This is a genomic window from Pseudomonas sp. NPDC089407, assembly GCF_044900445.1.
In the GTDB taxonomy this organism is placed as follows: domain Bacteria; phylum Pseudomonadota; class Gammaproteobacteria; order Pseudomonadales; family Pseudomonadaceae; genus Aquipseudomonas.
Map to the genome: position 1 here is coordinate 131,941 of NZ_JBJDNB010000008.1, position 17,425 is coordinate 149,365.

The 17,425-nt window shown below is 56.8% G+C and carries 14 protein-coding genes and 2 pseudogenes; 8 read left to right on the plus strand and 8 right to left on the minus strand.

What is annotated here, in order from left to right; all coding sequences use genetic code 11:
* Positions 1-90 precede the first annotated feature (90 nt).
* The gene (gene cfaB / locus ACI2KG_RS08825; protein ID WP_404661612.1) at positions 91-1,275 is read right to left on the minus strand and encodes a C17 cyclopropane fatty acid synthase CfaB; all 1,185 of its coding nucleotides are present in this window, start codon (positions 1,273-1,275) and stop codon (positions 91-93) included.
* Between the two features lie 207 nt (positions 1,276-1,482).
* Here cfaB and lpdA point away from each other — a divergent pair, with 207 nt between their 5' ends.
* The 5 genes from lpdA to ACI2KG_RS08850 all read left to right on the plus strand — a co-directional run bounded on the left by lpdA (position 1,483) and on the right by ACI2KG_RS08850 (position 8,675).
* Positions 1,483-2,883, plus strand: a complete 1,401-nt coding sequence (lpdA, locus tag ACI2KG_RS08830) for a dihydrolipoyl dehydrogenase (RefSeq protein WP_404661613.1) — start codon at positions 1,483-1,485, stop codon at positions 2,881-2,883.
* 464 nt (positions 2,884-3,347) lie between these two features.
* Positions 3,348-4,157: a hypothetical protein gene (locus ACI2KG_RS08835; protein WP_404661614.1), complete on the plus strand. Its 810-nt coding sequence runs from the start codon at positions 3,348-3,350 to the stop codon at positions 4,155-4,157.
* Between the two features lie 146 nt (positions 4,158-4,303).
* A complete protein-coding gene (locus ACI2KG_RS08840; protein WP_404661615.1) occupies positions 4,304-6,196 on the plus strand; it encodes an ATP-dependent nuclease in 1,893 nt (630 codons plus the stop codon).
* Positions 6,193-7,911 carry a UvrD-helicase domain-containing protein gene (locus tag ACI2KG_RS08845; RefSeq protein WP_404661616.1) on the plus strand — a complete coding sequence of 573 codons (1,719 nt, stop codon included), beginning with the start codon at positions 6,193-6,195 and terminating at the stop codon, positions 7,909-7,911. The genes ACI2KG_RS08840 and ACI2KG_RS08845 overlap by 4 nt, the downstream gene beginning before the upstream one ends.
* Positions 7,912-8,015: 104 nt before the next feature.
* Entirely contained in the window at positions 8,016-8,675 is a 660-nt protein-coding gene (locus ACI2KG_RS08850) for a hypothetical protein (protein WP_404661617.1), read from the plus strand.
* A gap of 481 nt (positions 8,676-9,156) precedes the next feature.
* Here ACI2KG_RS08850 and ACI2KG_RS08855 read toward each other — a convergent pair.
* A pseudogene (locus ACI2KG_RS08855) lies at positions 9,157-9,510 on the minus strand (arsenical resistance protein ArsH); the annotation flags it as partial.
* A 55-nt stretch (positions 9,511-9,565) separates the two neighbouring features.
* Between ACI2KG_RS08855 and ACI2KG_RS08860 the strand changes: the two are divergent.
* From ACI2KG_RS08860 to ACI2KG_RS08870, 3 genes and pseudogenes are all read left to right on the plus strand, one after another.
* Positions 9,566-9,766: pseudogene (locus tag ACI2KG_RS08860) on the plus strand (oxidoreductase); the annotation flags it as partial.
* A gap of 163 nt (positions 9,767-9,929) precedes the next feature.
* Positions 9,930-10,463, plus strand: a complete 534-nt coding sequence (locus ACI2KG_RS08865; RefSeq protein WP_404661618.1) for a hypothetical protein — start codon at positions 9,930-9,932, stop codon at positions 10,461-10,463.
* 126 nt (positions 10,464-10,589) lie between these two features.
* Positions 10,590-11,333: a hypothetical protein gene (locus tag ACI2KG_RS08870; RefSeq protein WP_404661619.1), complete on the plus strand. Its 744-nt coding sequence runs from the start codon at positions 10,590-10,592 to the stop codon at positions 11,331-11,333.
* 21 nt (positions 11,334-11,354) lie between these two features.
* On the opposite strand, the gene ACI2KG_RS08875 is transcribed toward ACI2KG_RS08870, so the two are convergent.
* From ACI2KG_RS08875 to ACI2KG_RS08900, 6 genes are all read right to left on the minus strand, one after another.
* Positions 11,355-11,648, minus strand: coding sequence for a LysR substrate-binding domain-containing protein (locus ACI2KG_RS08875; protein WP_404661620.1), 294 nt, complete (start codon positions 11,646-11,648; stop codon positions 11,355-11,357).
* Entirely contained in the window at positions 11,555-12,016 is a 462-nt protein-coding gene (locus ACI2KG_RS08880; RefSeq protein WP_404661621.1) for a LysR substrate-binding domain-containing protein, read from the minus strand. Before ACI2KG_RS08880 ends, ACI2KG_RS08875 begins: the two co-directional genes overlap by 94 nt.
* Positions 12,017-12,548: 532 nt before the next feature.
* Positions 12,549-14,384 carry a glutamine--fructose-6-phosphate transaminase (isomerizing) gene (glmS, locus tag ACI2KG_RS08885; protein WP_404661622.1) on the minus strand — a complete coding sequence of 612 codons (1,836 nt, stop codon included), beginning with the start codon at positions 14,382-14,384 and terminating at the stop codon, positions 12,549-12,551.
* 2 nt (positions 14,385-14,386) lie between these two features.
* Positions 14,387-15,163 (minus strand): DeoR/GlpR family DNA-binding transcription regulator, encoded by a 777-nt coding sequence (locus tag ACI2KG_RS08890; RefSeq protein ID WP_201200277.1) that lies wholly within the window; start codon positions 15,161-15,163, stop codon positions 14,387-14,389.
* Positions 15,164-15,481: 318 nt separating this feature from the next.
* Positions 15,482-16,849, minus strand: coding sequence for a bifunctional UDP-N-acetylglucosamine diphosphorylase/glucosamine-1-phosphate N-acetyltransferase GlmU (gene glmU / locus ACI2KG_RS08895; RefSeq protein WP_404661623.1), 1,368 nt, complete (start codon positions 16,847-16,849; stop codon positions 15,482-15,484).
* A gap of 121 nt (positions 16,850-16,970) precedes the next feature.
* Positions 16,971-17,390: a F0F1 ATP synthase subunit epsilon gene (locus tag ACI2KG_RS08900; protein WP_114167566.1), complete on the minus strand. Its 420-nt coding sequence runs from the start codon at positions 17,388-17,390 to the stop codon at positions 16,971-16,973.
* Positions 17,391-17,425 lie beyond the last annotated feature (35 nt).

The window sequence follows — 17,425 nt, forward strand, 5'->3', positions numbered from 1 at the left end:
TCGCGGCTGAAGCCGCTCCCACAAAGATTGCGCAAGCTTTCAGGTTTTGAACAAGACTGTTCCCACAGGGTAAGGGTTAGCCTGCGGGTTTCAGCGGTACAGGTCTTCCCGCGTCCAGGGCAAATCATGGTGCCCATCGGCATACGGCTTAACCGCCAGAATCTGGTGCAGGTTGATCCAGCCCTTCTGGAACGCATAGGCACACCCAGCCAGGTACAAGCGCCAGATGCGCAGGGTTTTCTCGGGCACGAGCGCCGCCGCCTTGTGCAACTGGTGTTCCAGGTTCTCGCTCCAGTGGTGAAGGGTCTTGGCGTAATGCAGGCGCAGGCTTTCCACGTCCACTACTTCCAAGCCCGCTTCACAGATACTGGCGCTGATCATCGACAGGTGCGGTAATTCGCCATGGGGGAACACGTAGCGGTCGATGAATTCACCCGCGCCACGTCCAACGGGTCGACCGTCGATATGCTTGGCGGTGATGCCATGGTTCATCACCACTCCCCCTTCCCTCACTGCACCAAAAAGCTTCTGGCAATAGAGCGCCAGGTTGGCATGCCCGACATGCTCGAACATACCCACGCTGACCACCTTGTCGAAGCGGCCATCCTGAGGCAGGTCGCGGTAATCCAGAATCTGAAGATCGACCTTGTCGCCCAGGCCCTCTGCCTTGACGCGCGCGCGGCCCAGCTTGAGCTGCTCTTTGCTCAGGGTGATACCGAACACCTTGGCGCCATACTCACGCGCAGCAAAACGTGCCAGCCCACCCCAGCCACAACCCACATCGAGCAGGTACTCGCCAGCGTCCAGCCGCAACTTGCGGCACAGGTGATCGAACTTGTCTTGCTGCGCCTGATCAAGCGTATTGTCGGGCTCGCGGAAATACGCGCAGGAGTACGCCATGTCCTGATCCAGCCACAGCTGATAGAACGCGTTGGATACGTCGTAGTGGTAGGAGATGGCTTTAGCGTCGGTGCTCTTGTCATGTGACAACCGTTGCGGCGGCGTTTCATCCTCACCCGCCGACAGTGCTTCGCTAAGCTCATCGCAGACGCGGATGGCCTCGCTGATATCACCTTCCAGCTCCAACTTGCCTTCTACGAATGCAGTACCCAGCTGGTCCATGCTTGGGTGGGTCAACTGGCTGATCAGCTGGGGCTCTTTCACCAGTATGGTGACCTGTGGGCTAGGCCCCAGATCGAACTGGTTACCGTCCCAAAGTTTCAGCCGCAGCGGCAGATGCAAGCTCTGCAGTGCCGGTGGAAGTTGCGCAAGCATGAACGACCCTCCTGTCCGTATATGGCCACGACGCATGATATTTCGAACGTCGCCGGATCAGAGTAGTTCATTCGTGGGATGTTTCCTCTAAACACGACCATGGTCTAGAACCGACTGATCTTATCCATCAAGCCGATTGTATACAATTTACGCATCTCAGCTTAACCTTGTGCCCCTCTCGCGCTTCTACATCCTGGAGTTGAACCCATGAAATCCTATGACGTGGTGATCATCGGCGGTGGCCCTGGCGGCTACAACGCAGCCATCCGCGCTGGCCAGTTGGGCCTGAGCGTCGCTTGCGTGGAAGGCCGCTCGACCTTGGGCGGCACCTGCCTCAACGTGGGCTGCATGCCGTCCAAGGCGCTGTTGCATGCGTCCGAACTGTACGAAGCAGCCAGCGGTGAAGCGTTCGCCCACCTCGGCATCGAAGTGAAGCCCACCCTCAACCTCGCCCAGATGATGAAACAGAAGGACGAGAGCGTGACCGGCCTTACCAAGGGCATCGAGTACCTGTTCCGCAAGAACAAGGTCGAATGGATCAAGGGCTGGGGCCGCCTCGACGGCGTCGGCAAGGTCGTGGTCAAGGCCGAGGACGGTAGCGAAACCACGCTGCAGGCCAAGGATATCGTCATTGCCACCGGCTCCGAGCCCACTCCACTGCCGGGCGTGACCATCGATAATCAGCGCATCATCGATTCGACCGGCGCGCTGTCGCTGCCGCAAGTGCCCAAGCACCTGGTCGTCATCGGTGCGGGCGTGATCGGCCTCGAGCTTGGTTCGGTCTGGCGCCGCCTGGGTAGCCAGGTCACGGTCATCGAGTACCTCGACCGCATCTGCCCGGGCACCGACACCGAAACTGCCAAGACCCTGCAGAAAGCCCTGGCCAAACAAGGCATGGTATTCAAGCTGGGTAGCAAAGTGACTCAGGCCACCGCCAGTGCCGACGGCGTGAACCTGACGCTGGAGCCTGCCACCGGCGGCACGGCTGAATCACTGCAAGCCGATTACGTGCTGGTAGCAATTGGCCGCCGCCCTTATACCAAAGGGCTCAACCTTGAAAGCGTGGGCCTGGAAACCGACAAGCGCGGCATGCTCGTCAACCAGCACCACCGCACTTCCGTGCCAGGGGTTTGGGTAATTGGCGATGTCACTTCCGGCCCGATGCTGGCGCACAAGGCCGAAGACGAAGCAGTAGCCTGCATCGAGCGCATCGCCGGCAAGCCGCACGAGGTCAACTACAACCTCATCCCTGGGGTGATCTATACCCGCCCGGAACTGGCCACGGTAGGCAAGACCGAAGAACAGCTCAAAGCCGAAGGCCGTGCCTACAAGGTTGGCAAGTTCCCGTTCACCGCCAACAGCCGCGCCAAGATCAACCATGAGACCGAAGGCTTCGCCAAGGTCATCGCCGATGCCGAAACCGATGAAGTACTCGGCGTGCATCTGGTGGGCCCAAGCGTCAGCGAGATGATCGGCGAGTTCTGCGTGGCCATGGAGTTCTCGGCCTCGGCGGAAGATATCGCTCTCACCTGCCACCCCCACCCAACCCGCTCCGAAGCCTTGCGCCAGGCAGCGATGAATGTGGAAGGCATGGCCATGCAGATCTGATGCTGCTATACGGCCCAAAAAAACGGCTGCGGGCATCACTGCCGGCAGCCGCTGGTTTTCGACAATAACGCCTGTTATTTCAAAGCCTTACACACTGGGGGACTCCAACTCATCCAGACAATCTCGCAAAGCTGTCACAGACCTTGAAATTCAGATTTTCCAGGAAACCGCAAGACAATAAAAGCTGTAAATCTGTCACAACCAACTGAATTTAAAAGATTTTATGCCTAAACTGGTCTTCGTTGATTATCGATTTTCATCTGGCGAAAACGACCTTTCGGCTCAAACAACAGATTGATCGTGCTCTTTTCCAGATAAATCACCGCCTCAGCACCATGTCTCTTTGCGTTTAAAGGTCAGCCACAACCTCGTCTGCGTGAGGCCTGAAAGGCCTAGATCTTGGCATAAGGAGCAATCTGCCATTACTCTCGCGACTTTAGCGCGCACTATAAGGCAGAAGCGGCATGGAAATAGCGAATCTTGAGAAGTACAGAAAGGATCTCGACAAGCTGATTGATGAGGGATCCTCGGTACACAACAGCTTGGGACTAATGATTCTCGGACGGTCAGCTTTTATTAAGCAGCTTTGTGACCTGGGTGTGAGCGTCGAGAAGGCAGAGGCGCAAGCTAACAAGTTGAAACCATTCGCTACCGCTTATCAGCACTGGTACTCAGAAGCACTTGCACTAGTTAAGCAACTTTTGCCTGACCGTGCGAACGACTTTATCCGCCTTTACGAAAAGCCGAAAACCCGAAAAGACATTAGCTACTCGACCTACTGTATTGAGGATGCTTGCCAGAATCTGTTGATCACCTTGGGCGGTGAGACCAAAGTCGACGCCTCTGCGGCTATTCCGTTACTGACCCAGCAGCAGGCAATTGTAGCTGCGATAAAACGGCGGTTCGATAGCTCATTATTTGACATCAAACAATTGGTGCAGGCCGACCTGTATGATGATGAGCTCAGCACCGCACGAGCGCTGTTGAAGGCCGGTTTCGCTCGGGCAGCAGGCGCAATCGCTGGGGTGGTACTGGAGGGTCACCTGAAGGAGGTGGCAGCGAAACATGGGTTGCCGAAAAACCTCAAAACAATCAATCCGCTCAATGTAGCGCTCAAAGGCGCTGGGATCATTGACCAAGCTCAATCCCGCCGTATCGAGTTTCTGGGTGATGTCCGCAACAAATGTGGCCATAAGGGCTCATCGGAGCCAACCACGGATGATGTAGAAGACCTCATCTCCGGCGCCGACAAAGTCATCAAGACCATCTTCTGATTGGGATCCCGAACGTAGCTCTCAGCGGCCTCTGGCGGTAACGCCGTCTTGCGACCTCGGAGCTTCCTGCACCTGCCCCTTTCTTCCCCTATTGCGTAACCCAGCCTGTATAGGATTCCATCAGCAAATCAAGGATAGAGACCCTCATGTACCTAGCTGAACTCACCATAAAAAACTTCCGCAAGCTGCGTGACGCTAAGCTGAAATTCCAGCCCGGATTGAACGTTCTCGTCGGCCCCAACAACGTTGGCAAAAGTGCCGTTGTAGACGCGCTTCGGACCCTCTTGGCCGGGCATGAGGAGACATACCCACGTCTCGATATAGCCGACCGTCATCGGCCCATAGAAGGCGAACAAGAAGGAGACATCAGCTTCCACTTCATCTTCAAGGATCTCAGTCACGACGACGAAGCCGACTTCATCGCGGCCCTACAGCCCGGTGCTGGCAACTCCATGGAAGCGCACATCCACGTCAGGTACACCGATGCTGATCAGACTGGCCGCTTCCGTGTGAAACGGTGGTGCGGAGATCACCAAGACATCTCGCTCACCTCGGACATGATGGAAAACCTGCGCGGCGTTTACCTACAACCTCTGCGTGACGCTGCCCAGGGGCTGCGTCCAAGCCGCAACAGCCAACTGGCTCGCCTGCTCCATCTCCTAACCGATGATGAGGGTCGTGAGAAGATCAATACTGCGTTGAAAGAACTAGATGAGCAGTTGCAGCAGAACGAGGCGATCAAAAGTACCCATGCGGCGATCTCCACCCGGCACAGCTCCATGATGGGTGAGCAGCTGGCGCAGGTACTAGCCGTCGGACTCAGTGCAACCGATTTTCAGCGCCTTTCAGCCCGCCTCTCCCTGACTGCTCAGTCCCTGGAGATTGAGCAAAACGGCCTTGGCTTCAACAATCTGATTTTCATGGCAGTAGTGCTCAGCGAGCTGGTTAAGAACCCTGAAGCAGCGTACCGAAGCTTGATCGTGGAGGAGCCGGAGGCCCACCTCCACCCTCAACTGCAGCGCGTTCTCCTGAGCTACCTGGCCGGCATTCCGGCCAAAGAAGGTGAAAAGCCGGTGCAATTGTTCGTCACTAGTCACTCACCGAACTTCGCCAGCAATTCGAAACTTGAGTCGCTGGTGTGCTTAGTCGAGAACGAAGCTGGTGTGGAAACCTTCTTTCCACGTGATGTCCAGTTCGCGAAAGGCAAGCGGGAGAAACTGGAGCGCTACTTGGACGTGACCCGAGCTGAGCTGTTTTTCGCCCGCCGCGTCATTTTCGTAGAGGGCGCCGCAGAGCTCATGCTGGTCGACGCGCTCGCGAAAATTTTGGGATTCGACCTGAGGGAATATGGCATCAGTCTGATCAGTGTTGAGGGGCTGAATTTCGACTCATTCCTGCCGCTGTTTGGAGAGAAAGGTCTTCGCATTCCAGTTTCGGTCGTCACCGATGCTGACCCATTCGAAGAAGAAGACGTACCTGAACCCGCTGGGGTTGAGCGACCTGACGAGGAGATTCAGGAGGAGATGCTCGCGGAGGCAGCCTACCTCGAAGAAGCAGACTCGGAAAACGGGGATGAAGCCGAACAGGTGGCCGAAGAAGGTGACGCGCCGAAGAAAAAGAAGAAGCTAAAAGCTGTATATCCAGGGCTCGGCAATGCTGTCCGGATATCGAGCAACACGCTGAAAATGAAGGAATCCGAAGATCAGTTTGTGAAAGTGCACCATGGGGTGAAGACCCTTGAATACGATCTGGCGCTACAGGCGGAAAATCGGGACGCCATGCTGAAAGCGCTGGCTGAACTTCATCCTAGGATCTCTGTGGCGCTGCGGAAAATCGTAGATGCCGCGCCAGACAACACCGCCAAAGCCAAGGCGTTGTTCTGCGGGATGTTTGAGCGTAAAGACACCAATAGCAATGTGCAGAAGGGCCGCTACGCTCAAGCGCTTGCCGATAAAATTGCTTTAACGCCAGGATTCAAGGTCCCAGAGTACCTCCAGCAAGCTATCCAGCACGTTTGCCAGGAGGCGGAAAAGCCATGAAGCTATCCGATGAGCAGAAAGCTGTAATCGAAGCTCCCTTAGAACCGATGGCAGTCACGGCTTGCGCCGGCAGTGGAAAAACAGCCACAGCTATTCGGCGGTTGATCGCCATTAGGCAAAAGCTGGCCGATCACCGTGGCCGCGTCGTGCTGTTGTCGTTTTCCAATGTGGCCGTAAATACCTTCAACAAGGGCTACGCGGAGCTGGCCTCGGATCTGCCGGAGGATGCTAATCGCAAGCGCGTAGAAGTAGACACACTAGACGGATTTTTCACCCAGCACGTTCTGCGCCCTCATGCCTACCGCACCATGGGCGCCACGCGAACCCCCTATCTTGTATCGGGTTCGGAGGCGTTCTTAAGTAGCTTCCAGTACTGGAAGAGCAAAAACGAGCGCCCAATCCCGATCAAGGATGTGCAGGTAGGCGTAGAGAATGGAAAGTCGATCTTCTTCATCGACACCCAGGGGGCGGTCGAACACCTTGATCGCAGAAAGGCCAGGGAGCTCATCGAAAATCTGGGGCGCACTGGCGCGTATACCCATGATCTTGGGCGCTATTGGGTAATTCGAACGCTGCTTGATCAGCCTACCATTCTGAAGGCATTGGCCACGCGCTATCCGCAGATTCTGGTCGACGAATCGCAGGATCTGGGCACGATGCACAAAGTGACCTTGGAATTACTTATCAATGCAGGTGTGCAGGTATCACTGATCGGTGACGTTAACCAGGGTATCTTCGCCTTCGCCGGCGCTGATGGCAGGTTTTTGGAAACCTACTCCGACCGCCCGGGAGTGAGAGACTACAAGCTCACCCGCAACTACCGTTCCCTACCGCCCATCATCGATATTGCCAACCGCCTCTGCGGCCGAACCGATGAGCCAGACAGACAACCTGGGCAAGGTGGAGCATTTTTCGTAGGGTACAAGGACGCCGAGCACCTTAAGCTGATCAGCTCATTCAAAGACCGTCTTGACGAGCTGGGCATACAGGCAGAAGACGCCGTCATTCTCAGCAGGAACACGGATCGCGCCGCCAAACTTGCAGGTACAGCCGCCGCCCCAGGACAGGGAGTTGTGAACCTTTTTGCAGAGGCTGCATTGGCCCGCGATCAGCAGCATCGCTATCAGGATGCTTTCCGTATGGTATGCAAAGCGGTTGTGGAGCTTATCGCTGATGCACCGAGTGGACTCAGCTCGACGTTGCAGGGTTCGCCTCATGAAGTCTGGATGCTGAGACTTAGGCGGTTGCTATGGGCGTTCACACGCGATGCAGAGACGGGACTCCCGTCTTCTTCGCTCCAAGCCAAAGCACAGTGGCATCCGAAACTGGTCGCAAATTTGCGCACCCTGCTTACCCAAATGGATCAACTATTCGGGCTGAAAACAGTCGCAACTTTCGGAAATAAGATGGCCAAGAAGCGCTTGGAGGACGTCGCGCTCAGCGGTGCTAGGGGTGATGGTCAGGAAGCTCATGACTTAAGAGTTGAAACTGTTCACCAGGTTAAAGGCGAATCTATAGGAGCTGTCCTCTACGTCGCGACCAAGGCTAACATCAGCGCTATGCTGGACGGCACTGCAACGGAAGACGGCCGCATCGGCTATGTTGCGCTGACTAGAGCGAAAAACCTTTTCTGGCTCGCCGTTCCCAACAACTGCTTGGACGCAATGCGGGAGGATCTAAACAGAGCAGGCTTCACAGAGGTACCAGCGAGATAAATCAGGCAATGCTCAAATAAAACACTAAAAAGTCGAGTAACGGAATCTAAAATGCACCTAAATATATGTACTCGACTAAAGAAACGCAGACGAATGGAATACAAATGAGTCAGGGATCAACTGGATCAGAAGCAGTCAACTCAAAATTTTATGCTGGTATTGTGGTCGGCTTTACCGCCATCGGTGGCCTACTTGCTTTGCTGCATAACTATTCGGACTTTAAAATAGTAGACTCCACCTCTTACATCTCTGTTCGGGAGCTTGGTGAAAAATATTACACTAAAGAATTTGTGGCGGAGCACTATATTGGAAAGAATGATGTTGCCACCAATTACATCACCAAGGAAGAAGCCCAGCATCAGGCCTCTGAGCTTTTCTCTGCAGACAAGGTCAAGTTAGAGTATGTTCCTAAGCAAAAGTATGAGGAATTGGAGCAGGTAGCGTCCACTCTGAGCATAAAACTAAATGAGATCCCCAACCCATTTAGCGGGCGCAATAAAATGTTGAGCTCCTCTGGGCAATGGACCGATCCTCAGCTTGGTATTACAATATCGATTCGAAAAGCTTTATATTCAGAAAGCGGGCATTACGTTCAAATACTCCTTGCGCTTCCCGACTCACCATTGCACGAAGAGCATTTATATAGCGAGGACTTACGACTCTGCAAATGGACTTTTGTACAAAATAATAGGGAGTTCGAGCTCAAGGCCGAATCTCTAAGGCCAATTGTATTTTCCGTAAAAGAAATCACTAAGGCCAGTTAACCCGAAGGCATTATGGCAAGCACAGTATTGAATCACCCCTGATTTCCAAAATACCTCCAAGGTTCATTATGGGGCTCAGAGATATCTACGAAATTTAGGACTATGAAAGCTGCGGTTTACGCCAGTCATAAGATAAAAAAGGCACCCAAGGTGCCTTCTCGAGAGACTTATGAGGAGTAGTCGCAGCGATCCTTTAGCTCCCGGTCTTGAGACCATGGGTTCAGGATCCGACCGGCTAAGCCCGCCGTCACTACTTCAAAGAAACCAGCTTTCTCTGCTGCCGAAATTGCGGGGGGTTCTTGCTGGTAACCAGTCCCGACGGATGCGCAGTTGCAGTCCTCGACTACAAGCCTATACCCAGTGACTCGCGTGTCAATTATTTGATGACAAGCGTATCCGTGGATGCGGAACTACTTATCAGTCATACGCAGATCATCGTGCGTCTTGCTCAGGCCGTGAAGCGGACATTCCGGGCATAGCCTCAGATCGAGCGCTGGTTCACACGAGCAGATAGCTGCTCGACGTTTTCCTTGCGCTCCGAATAGCGATCCACCAGGAACTCCTGGTGGTCGCGCAGCAGGACGGTGAACTTCACCAGTTCCTCCATGACATCCACCACGCGGTCATAGTACGGCGAAGGCTTCATGCGCCCGGCGTCGTCGAACTCCAGGTAGGCCTTGGGCACCGAGGACTGGTTCGGGATGGTGAACATCCGCATCCAGCGGCCAAGCACGCGCAGCTGATTGACCACGTTGAACGACTCCGAGCCACCACATACCTGCATGACTGCCAGGGTCTCGCCTTGGGTGGCGCGAAGCGCACCCAGCGCCAGGGGCGCCGAAGGTGCGCTGATGCAAACTGAGCTATCAGGCGCCCAGATGGAAGCGATCATTGAAGACTGGGTTGCGGCCGCTGAACGCGCCACTCGTGCTGGCTTCAAAGTTGTAGAAGTGCACGCTGCTCACGGCTACCTGCTCAACCAGCTCCTGTCGCCTCTGTCCAACCTCCGGCAGGATAAATGGGGAGGCGACGCTGAACCGCGCATGGCTTTCCCACTGGAAGTGGTGTGCCGCGTTCGTGCCGCCTGGCCTTAGCATCTGCCCCTGTGGGTATCGCATGAACCGCGCCGCGCTGAGCGAATCGGTCACCTTCCATAATGCTGTGAGGGATCGCTAACCGCTCTGGAATGGTGGTTAAGAGGCGTGCCACTATAGATGTGGCACAATCGACTGCTCAGGCAAATGGGAAGTCAGCGTGACTAACGAATATATCTACCGCAACGACTACACCGCAAAACTGCGAGACATCCCGGACGATTGCTTTCGAGCACGCCGCTGGCATGGGGACGCAAATTCATTCCCGCATGACGTGCTTCGCTCTCAACTCGATCAATTGGATGACGATCACTCCATCTACCGAATCTGCTTTTGGACCACCTTGGACATGGCATTGAAGGACAGGGGCAACTACAAGCCGGGCACCACGTTGGGTCGTTGCCTTAAGTCGGAGGTCGAAGCAGCGGGATTCAATGCGAGCTGGGACGATGGTCTAGATCCGGAAGAAGCCTATCTTTTCTGGATCACCGAACATCTGGGCGAGGACAATCAGACCTTTTCCAAAGCGTCCATTCCGTTCAGCCGATTAGAGGCGCTAGTCGACGGCGACTGGGTGCCTCTCTCTGACCACATTTCTCCTCCAGTCCAGGTCGTGACTGAGCGGCAGGTGAAAGATGAGCCAGGCAAGCCGGGCATCCTGGCCAGGCTTCTTGGCGCTGTAAAAGGCAACTGATCAGAGCCGGAAGATGCCTCGCAATGCGCACAGGCAGATCCGTAACACTACTTTTCTACCACTTCGTTGATCATTCCTCAGGCGCAGCTACCGCCTGTTGGTTTGAATCCGCTACAAGGACCTGATATGACCACCTACGTTGGATGGGAAACCGCAACATCGCTCCTCCTTGCCTACGAAACGTTGGCGCTGAACCACAAGAGGACGCTGTCCATTGAGCCAAACGAAGAAGGCAGTGACGAACCTCATGCCTACTTCAAGTACAAGAATGGGTTCGCGCTGCTGATCCTGAATGCCTCGATCATCGAAGGGAGCATGCGCACAATCCTTTCTGAGCGGGTCAAGGATGACATCGATGCTGCGATCACTCGTGGCAGCCGGGAAGGGCGAACCGAACATGACGCACCAACTCGACTCCTCGCCAGGTTCTTGGTAGATCTGGAAAGCAGCGGGTCTTGGGAAAAGCTCTCGTCCGCCTCGGTGTCGTACTTGGGTGAGAAAATCGACCATGGAGTTGATCCGCAGGTCAAAGAAGGCATCGATAAGCTCTTCGTTCTCAGGAACGTTCTGGCCCACGGGACAACGATCATTCAGCCCAAGCAGAAAATGCCGGACGACCTGAAAGACGAATATCCGTACTCGTGGCAGTCCAAGCTGCACGGCGTGGCCATGTACCTCGAAAAGCAGTTTGGACGGGGCGGGGTTTTCGAGAATCTGGCCCATCCCGACTGCGCTGAGCACTTCATGAACGTTACGAAGCAGTACTTCACCTTCATTGAGCAAAAGTACGCACCTCTTCCAGAACGCGCTGCCAAGACCGTGGAGATGATCAAGGGATACAGCTTCGGTTACATCAACTGGCACCGATAGGCAAAGAGACTCACCCGCCGATTAGCTTATACGAAGCTCCGTACTGAGCAGCTCCAGCGCCGCATCAACTTTCGGCAGGAGCTGCCGGCCGACCGGCCATACTAGGTTCAGCAGTAAGCCCTCTGTGGTCAGTACTGGCAGGATGGGCACGAGGTCGCCACGGTCGACCTCATCCTGTACCAGCCACGTAGCGCACTGGGCGATACCGAATCCCGCCTTGATCACTTCAACCTGGGCTTCGCTATGCCCAACAATAATTCGGCCTTCACTCTGTATGACCTGCGCGCTGCCGTTGTCCTGCTTGATCGACCACAAGCTGGTTGTGTCGTCGGTTTTCCATGGAGCACAGCATCGTGGTCGGCGAGCTCAGCGGCAGAAAGAGGTACTCCGCGCTTCGCCAGATACTTGGCCGAGGCGCCGAAGATCAGTCGCTCGTCCCCCAGATGTTGGTGGCCAACTGAGGAAGGCCACTGCCCTGAGCCTCCCAGCCGGATGGACAAATCAATTCGCTCTTCTTGCATATCGACGAACCGATCGGTGAAGGACACATCGGGTTTCAGCAGCGGGTGTTGTTCAGCGAATTTCAGCAGCAGTAGCCAGAAATGTACGCGGATCAAGATGCTGCGGCCAACGACATGGTTGTAGGGCGTGTCCCTGTGTCGGAAATCCAGCTTGCTAGTCACGCCATTACATCTGGTTGTAGGTCTGGGGCGACTGGATGCTCATTACATAGTTTGACACAGAGGCCCGCATAATCTGAGGTTCTCGGCGCCGGCAGCAATGCACTCAAACAAAACATAGTCTGACACAGCCAAGCGCACTGGCAGAAAAGCCCGCTCGCTTTTCGGATTAAATCATGACACAACCAGCGTGCAGCCTATCAGCGGTCTGCCTATCAATCGCCAAAAGACCGAAATTTCTTTCATGTCAGATTTGAAGAATCGAACCTTATTTTGAAATTTACGGATGTCGTCGACAGCATGAGAGTTCCAGCAGAGGAACAAAGAACGTTCCAGATACGAACGAATTGACTCTTCTGGCTGAATTTTCAAACGCGGTATGGAGAGCATGCTGAGACTGCTTGGAACGTAACTGTGTCGCGCCGCCCCATGCGACCGTGGCCCCTATGGGAGGCCGCAGTCGCGCAGGACAGCTTTTATTGTCGCGGTACCGCTTTTATTGTCGGAAACCACCGCTCGTGGCGGGTTCGATGACTTACTCGACCGTCACCGATTTCGCCAGGTTACGCGGCTGGTCGACGTCAGTGCCCTTGAGCACGGCCACGTAGTACGACAGCAGCTGCAGCGGAATGGTGTACAAAATCGGCGCCAGGGCGTCGGCAATGTGCGGCACCTTGATCACGTGGGTGCCTTCGCCATTGCTCATGCCAGCCTGCTCGTCGGCGAATACCACCAACTCGCCACCACGGGCGCGCACTTCCTGCAGGTTCGACTTCAGCTTCTCGAGCAGTTCGTTGTTCGGCGCAACGGTAACCACCGGCATGTCGTTGTCCACCAGTGCCAGCGGGCCGTGCTTCAGTTCTCCCGCCGGGTAGGCTTCGGCGTGGATGTAGGAGATTTCCTTGAGCTTGAGTGCACCCTCCATCGCAACCGGGTACTGCGCACCACGGCCGAGGAACAGGGTGTGGTGCTTGTCTGCGAACAGCTCGGCGATTTTCTCGACCGTGGCGTCCATGGCCAGGGCTTCGCCCAGGCGGGTCGGCAGACGACGCAGTTCTTCGACCAGCTCAGCTTCAACACCCGCTTCCAGGGTGCCGCGCACTTGGCCCAAGGCCAGGGTCAGCAGCATCAGCGAAACCAGCTGGGTGGTGAAGGCCTTGGTCGAGGCCACGCCAATTTCCGGGCCAGCCAAAGTCAGCAGGGTCAGGTCCGATTCACGTACCAGCGAACTGATGCCCACGTTGCAGATCGCCAGGCTACCGAGGAAGCCCAGCTCCTTGGCATTGCGCAACGCAGCCAAGGTGTCGGCGGTTTCGCCAGACTGCGAAATGGAAACAAACAGGGTGTCCGGCTGCACCACCACCTTGCGGTAACGGAACTCGCTGGCCACTTCTACCTGGCACGGGATGCCAGCCAGGCTTTCCAGCCAGTAACGGGCAACCATGCCGGCATGGTAGCTGGTGCCGCAGGCAACGATCTGCACGTTACGCACCTTGGCGAACAGCTCGGCAGCCTGTGGACCGAAAGCCTGGACCAGGACATGGTCTTTACCCAAGCGACCTTCCAGGGTGCGCTGAACCACGGTTGGCTGCTCGTGAATTTCCTTGAGCATGAAGTGGCGGTAGTTACCCTTGTCTGCCGCCTCGGCACCTTCGTGGTATTGCACGGTTTCGCGCTGGACCTGGTGGCCGGCCTGATCCCAGATGGTGACCTGGTCACGGCGGATTTCGGCAATGTCGCCCTCTTCCAGGTACATGAAGCGGTCGGTGACCTGGCGCAAGGCCAACTGGTCGGAGGCCAGGAAGTTCTCGCCCAGGCCCAGGCCGATTACCAGCGGGCTACCGCTACGTGCCGCCACCAGGCGGTCAGGCTGCTTGGCGTTGATCAGAGCCAGACCATAGGCGCCATGCAGGCGCTTCACCGCGGCCTTCAGGGCATCGGCGAGGTCGGGAATGCTCTTCAGGGTGTGGTGAATCAGGTGGACAATGACTTCGGTGTCGGTCTGCGATGTGAAGGCATAGCCCAGGCCCTTCAGCTCTTCGCGCAACTCTTCGTGGTTTTCGATGATGCCGTTATGCACCACAGCCACTTCACTGCCCGAGAAATGCGGGTGGGCGTTGCCTTCGGTCGGAGCACCATGGGTAGCCCAACGGGTGTGGGCGATGCCCAGTTGGCCGGCCAGGGGGTCAGCAGCAACTGCAGCTTGCAGTTCGCTGACCTTGCCGATGCGGCGGCGGCGCTGCAGCTCACCGTTCTGGGTGAGTACGGCCAGGCCGGCGCTGTCGTAGCCGCGGTACTCAAGACGCTTGAGGCCTTCGATCAGGATGGCGGTGATATTGCGCTCGGCGACGGCGCCAACGATTCCACACATGGTTATTGCTCCTGGCTGATCGCGGCGCAGATCAGGTTGATGCCGCGGGCTTGAATGTGTTCGCGTGCCGCTGCGGGCAAGCGTTCATCTGTAATAAGGGTGTGTACGCTGCCCCAGGGCAGCTCAAGGTTGGGGATCTTGCGACCGACCTTGTCCGACTCGACCATCACGATCACTTCGCGGGCAACTTCAGCCATGACCCGGCTCAGCCCGAGCAGCTCGTTGAAGGTGGTGGTACCCCGGCCGAGGTCGATGCCGTCGGCACCGATGAACAGCTGGTCGAAATCGTACGAGCGCAGGACCTGCTCGGCGACCTGGCCTTGGAACGATTCCGAATGCGGGTCCCAGGTGCCACCGGTCATCAGCAGTACAGGCTCGTGTTCAAGGTCACAGATGGCCCGGGCCACATTCAGCGAGTTGGTCATCACCACCAGGCCAGGCTGGCGCCCCAGTTCCGGGATCATCGCTGCCGTGGTGCTGCCACTGTCGATAATGATGCGCGCATGCTCACGGATACGCCCGACGGCGGCGCGGGCGATAGCCTTCTTGTAGGAAGACACCGGCTGGGCGGGTTCACCGAGCAGTTCTTGCGGCACCGGCACTGCACCGCCGTAGCGGCGCAGCAACAAGCCGTTGGTTTCCAGGGCGGCAAGGTCTTTGCGAATGGTCACTTCCGAGGTTGCGAAACGCTTGGCCAAGGCGTCCACGCTCACCTCGCCCTGCTCGCTGAGCAAGGCCAGGATGTTGTGCCGCCGTTGTGGGGTGTTTCGTTTCGACATGAGCGTATAAGTTTCGATTCGAAAGATAATGCTTGCAATCAAAACCTAAGATGAGCGATTCGTCAAGCTGTGGATAAATATTAGGGATAATGAGGCACCCTGTGGGAGCGGGTTCATCCGCGAAGAATCCGACGCGGTGTGTGGCACCGGCTTCGCCGGTATTCGCGGCGGTTCGACGCATCGATGAACCCGCTCCCACAGGAGATCGTGTCGGCCTTGGGAAAGGAGCAAGACATTTGTTCGCGAAGGCATGATCCGCCCACAAAAAAAGCCGACTTATTCACAAGTCGGCTTTCGATCGAAACAGCTGTGAATAACTCAGCTTTTCTTGATCTTCTCCGGCCGCTTCCAGCCCGGGATGTTGCGCTGGCGCGCACGTGCCACGGCCAGGTCACCCGCCTCGACGGTCTGGGTAATGGTCGAACCGGCAGCCGTGGTCGCGCCGGCCTGGATTTCCACAGGCGCCACCAGCGAGTTGTTCGAGCCGATGAACACGTCCTCGCCCATAACAGTCTTGAACTTGTTGGCCCCATCGTAGTTGCAAGTGATGGTGCCGGCACCGATGTTGGTACGCGCACCGATCTCGGCATCGCCCAAGTAGGTCAGGTGACCGGCCTTGGCGCCTTCACCCAGGTGGGCGTTCTTCAGTTCGACAAAGTTACCCACATGGGCCTTGGCCTCCAGCACGCTGCCTGGGCGCAGGCGGGCGAACGGGCCGGCATCACTGCCCTCGCCCATCACGGCGCCTTCGAGGTGGCTGTTGGCTTTGACCACCGCACCTTTGCGCAGGGTGGTGTTCTTGATCACGCAGTTCGGGCCGATCTGTACATCGTCCTCGATGACCACCTTGCCTTCGAGAATCACGTTGATGTCGATGAGCACATCGCGGCCCACGGTGACCTCGCCGCGAACATCGAAGCGCGCCGGGTCACGCAGGGTCACACCCTGGGCCATAAGGCGACGTCCTTCACGCAACTGGTAATGACGCTCCAGCTCGGACAACTGGCGACGGTCGTTGGCGCCCTGCACTTCCATTGGGTCGTGTGGCTGCTCGGTAGCCACCACCAGGCCATCAGAGACCGCCATGGCGATGACATCGGTCAGGTAATACTCGCCTTGGGCGTTGTTGTTCGACAGGCGGCCCATCCAGTCAGCCAGGCGTGCAGCCGGCAGCGCCAGAATGCCGGTGTTGCCCTCTTTGATGGCTTTCTGCGCGTCATTGGCGTCCTTGTGCTCAACGATGGCAGTGACCTGGCCTTGCTCATCACGGACGATGCGGCCATAGCCGGTCGGGTCGTCGAGGGTGACGGTAAGCAGCCCCAGCTGCTGCTCATTAACCTTGGCCAGCAGGCGCCGCAGGGTTTCCACGTCGATCAGTGGCACGTCGCCGTACAGCACCAACACGGTGTCGGCGGTCAGCGCCGGCAGTGCCTGGGCAACCGCATGGCCAGTCCCCAGCTGCTTTTCCTGCATGACGAAGTTCAGGTCGTCAGCGGCCAGGCGCTCGCGGACCAGCTCGGCACCATGGCCGATAACGACATGGATACCTTGCGGCTGGAGCTGGCGCGCGCTGTGGATAACATGGCCGAGCATGGAGTTGCCGGCGACCGGGTGCAGTACCTTGGGCAGCGCCGAGCGCATGCGGGTACCTTGGCCGGCGGCAAGAATTACGATATCGAGTGACATTACTGGCTACCAATCCTGGGCGGTCAGCTACGTGACCAAAATAGAAATTCAGAAAAAGAAAAAGGGTAGCCGAGGCTACCCTTTAACTCAATCGCAACGGAAGTACCTGGCCTAAGCCGGATTACCTGCCTTTGCGCAATTGCTGGACAGTACGCAGCTGAGCTGCAGCCTCGGCCAGACGTGCGGCAGCAGCGCCGTAGTCGAAGTCCGAGCCCTTAGTGTTCAGCGCGTTCTCGGCAGCCTTGAGGGCTTCCTGAGCCTGAGCTTCGTCCAGGTCGGCAGCACGTTGCACGGTGTCGGCAAGAACCTTCACCATGTTTGGCTGCACTTCGAGGAAGCCACCGGAGATGTAGAACACCTCTTGAGTGCCACCCTGCTTGGTCAGCGTGATCGGACCTGGCTTGAGATTGGTGATCAGCGGCGCGTGGCCTGGAGCGATACCCAGATCGCCCAGGTTGCCGTGCGCTACTACCATCTCGACCAGGCCGGAGAAGATTTCCCCTTCCGCGCTGACGATGTCGCAATGGACTGTCATAGCCATCTGCTTGCCTCAACCTGATTAGCGCCCCTTGCGGG

Excerpts from the sequence above, each read along its gene's own strand:
- ACI2KG_RS08870 (WP_404661619.1), top strand. The coding sequence starts at position 10,590 with ATGACCACCTACGTTGGATGGGAAACCGCAACATCGCTCCTCCTTGCC.
- ACI2KG_RS08835 (WP_404661614.1), top strand. The coding sequence starts at position 3,348 with ATGGAAATAGCGAATCTTGAGAAGTACAGAAAGGATCTCGACAAGCTG.
- ACI2KG_RS08850 (WP_404661617.1), top strand. The coding sequence starts at position 8,016 with ATGAGTCAGGGATCAACTGGATCAGAAGCAGTCAACTCAAAATTTTAT.
- ACI2KG_RS08840 (WP_404661615.1), top strand. The coding sequence starts at position 4,304 with ATGTACCTAGCTGAACTCACCATAAAAAACTTCCGCAAGCTGCGTGAC.
- ACI2KG_RS08900 (WP_114167566.1), bottom strand. The coding sequence starts at position 17,390 with ATGGCTATGACAGTCCATTGCGACATCGTCAGCGCGGAAGGGGAAATC.
- cfaB (WP_404661612.1), bottom strand. The coding sequence starts at position 1,275 with ATGCTTGCGCAACTTCCACCGGCACTGCAGAGCTTGCATCTGCCGCTG.
- ACI2KG_RS08845 (WP_404661616.1), top strand. The coding sequence starts at position 6,193 with ATGAAGCTATCCGATGAGCAGAAAGCTGTAATCGAAGCTCCCTTAGAA.
- ACI2KG_RS08890 (WP_201200277.1), bottom strand. The coding sequence starts at position 15,163 with ATGTCGAAACGAAACACCCCACAACGGCGGCACAACATCCTGGCCTTG.
- glmU (WP_404661623.1), bottom strand. The coding sequence starts at position 16,849 with ATGTCACTCGATATCGTAATTCTTGCCGCCGGCCAAGGTACCCGCATG.
- glmS (WP_404661622.1), bottom strand. The coding sequence starts at position 14,384 with ATGTGTGGAATCGTTGGCGCCGTCGCCGAGCGCAATATCACCGCCATC.
- lpdA (WP_404661613.1), top strand. The coding sequence starts at position 1,483 with ATGAAATCCTATGACGTGGTGATCATCGGCGGTGGCCCTGGCGGCTAC.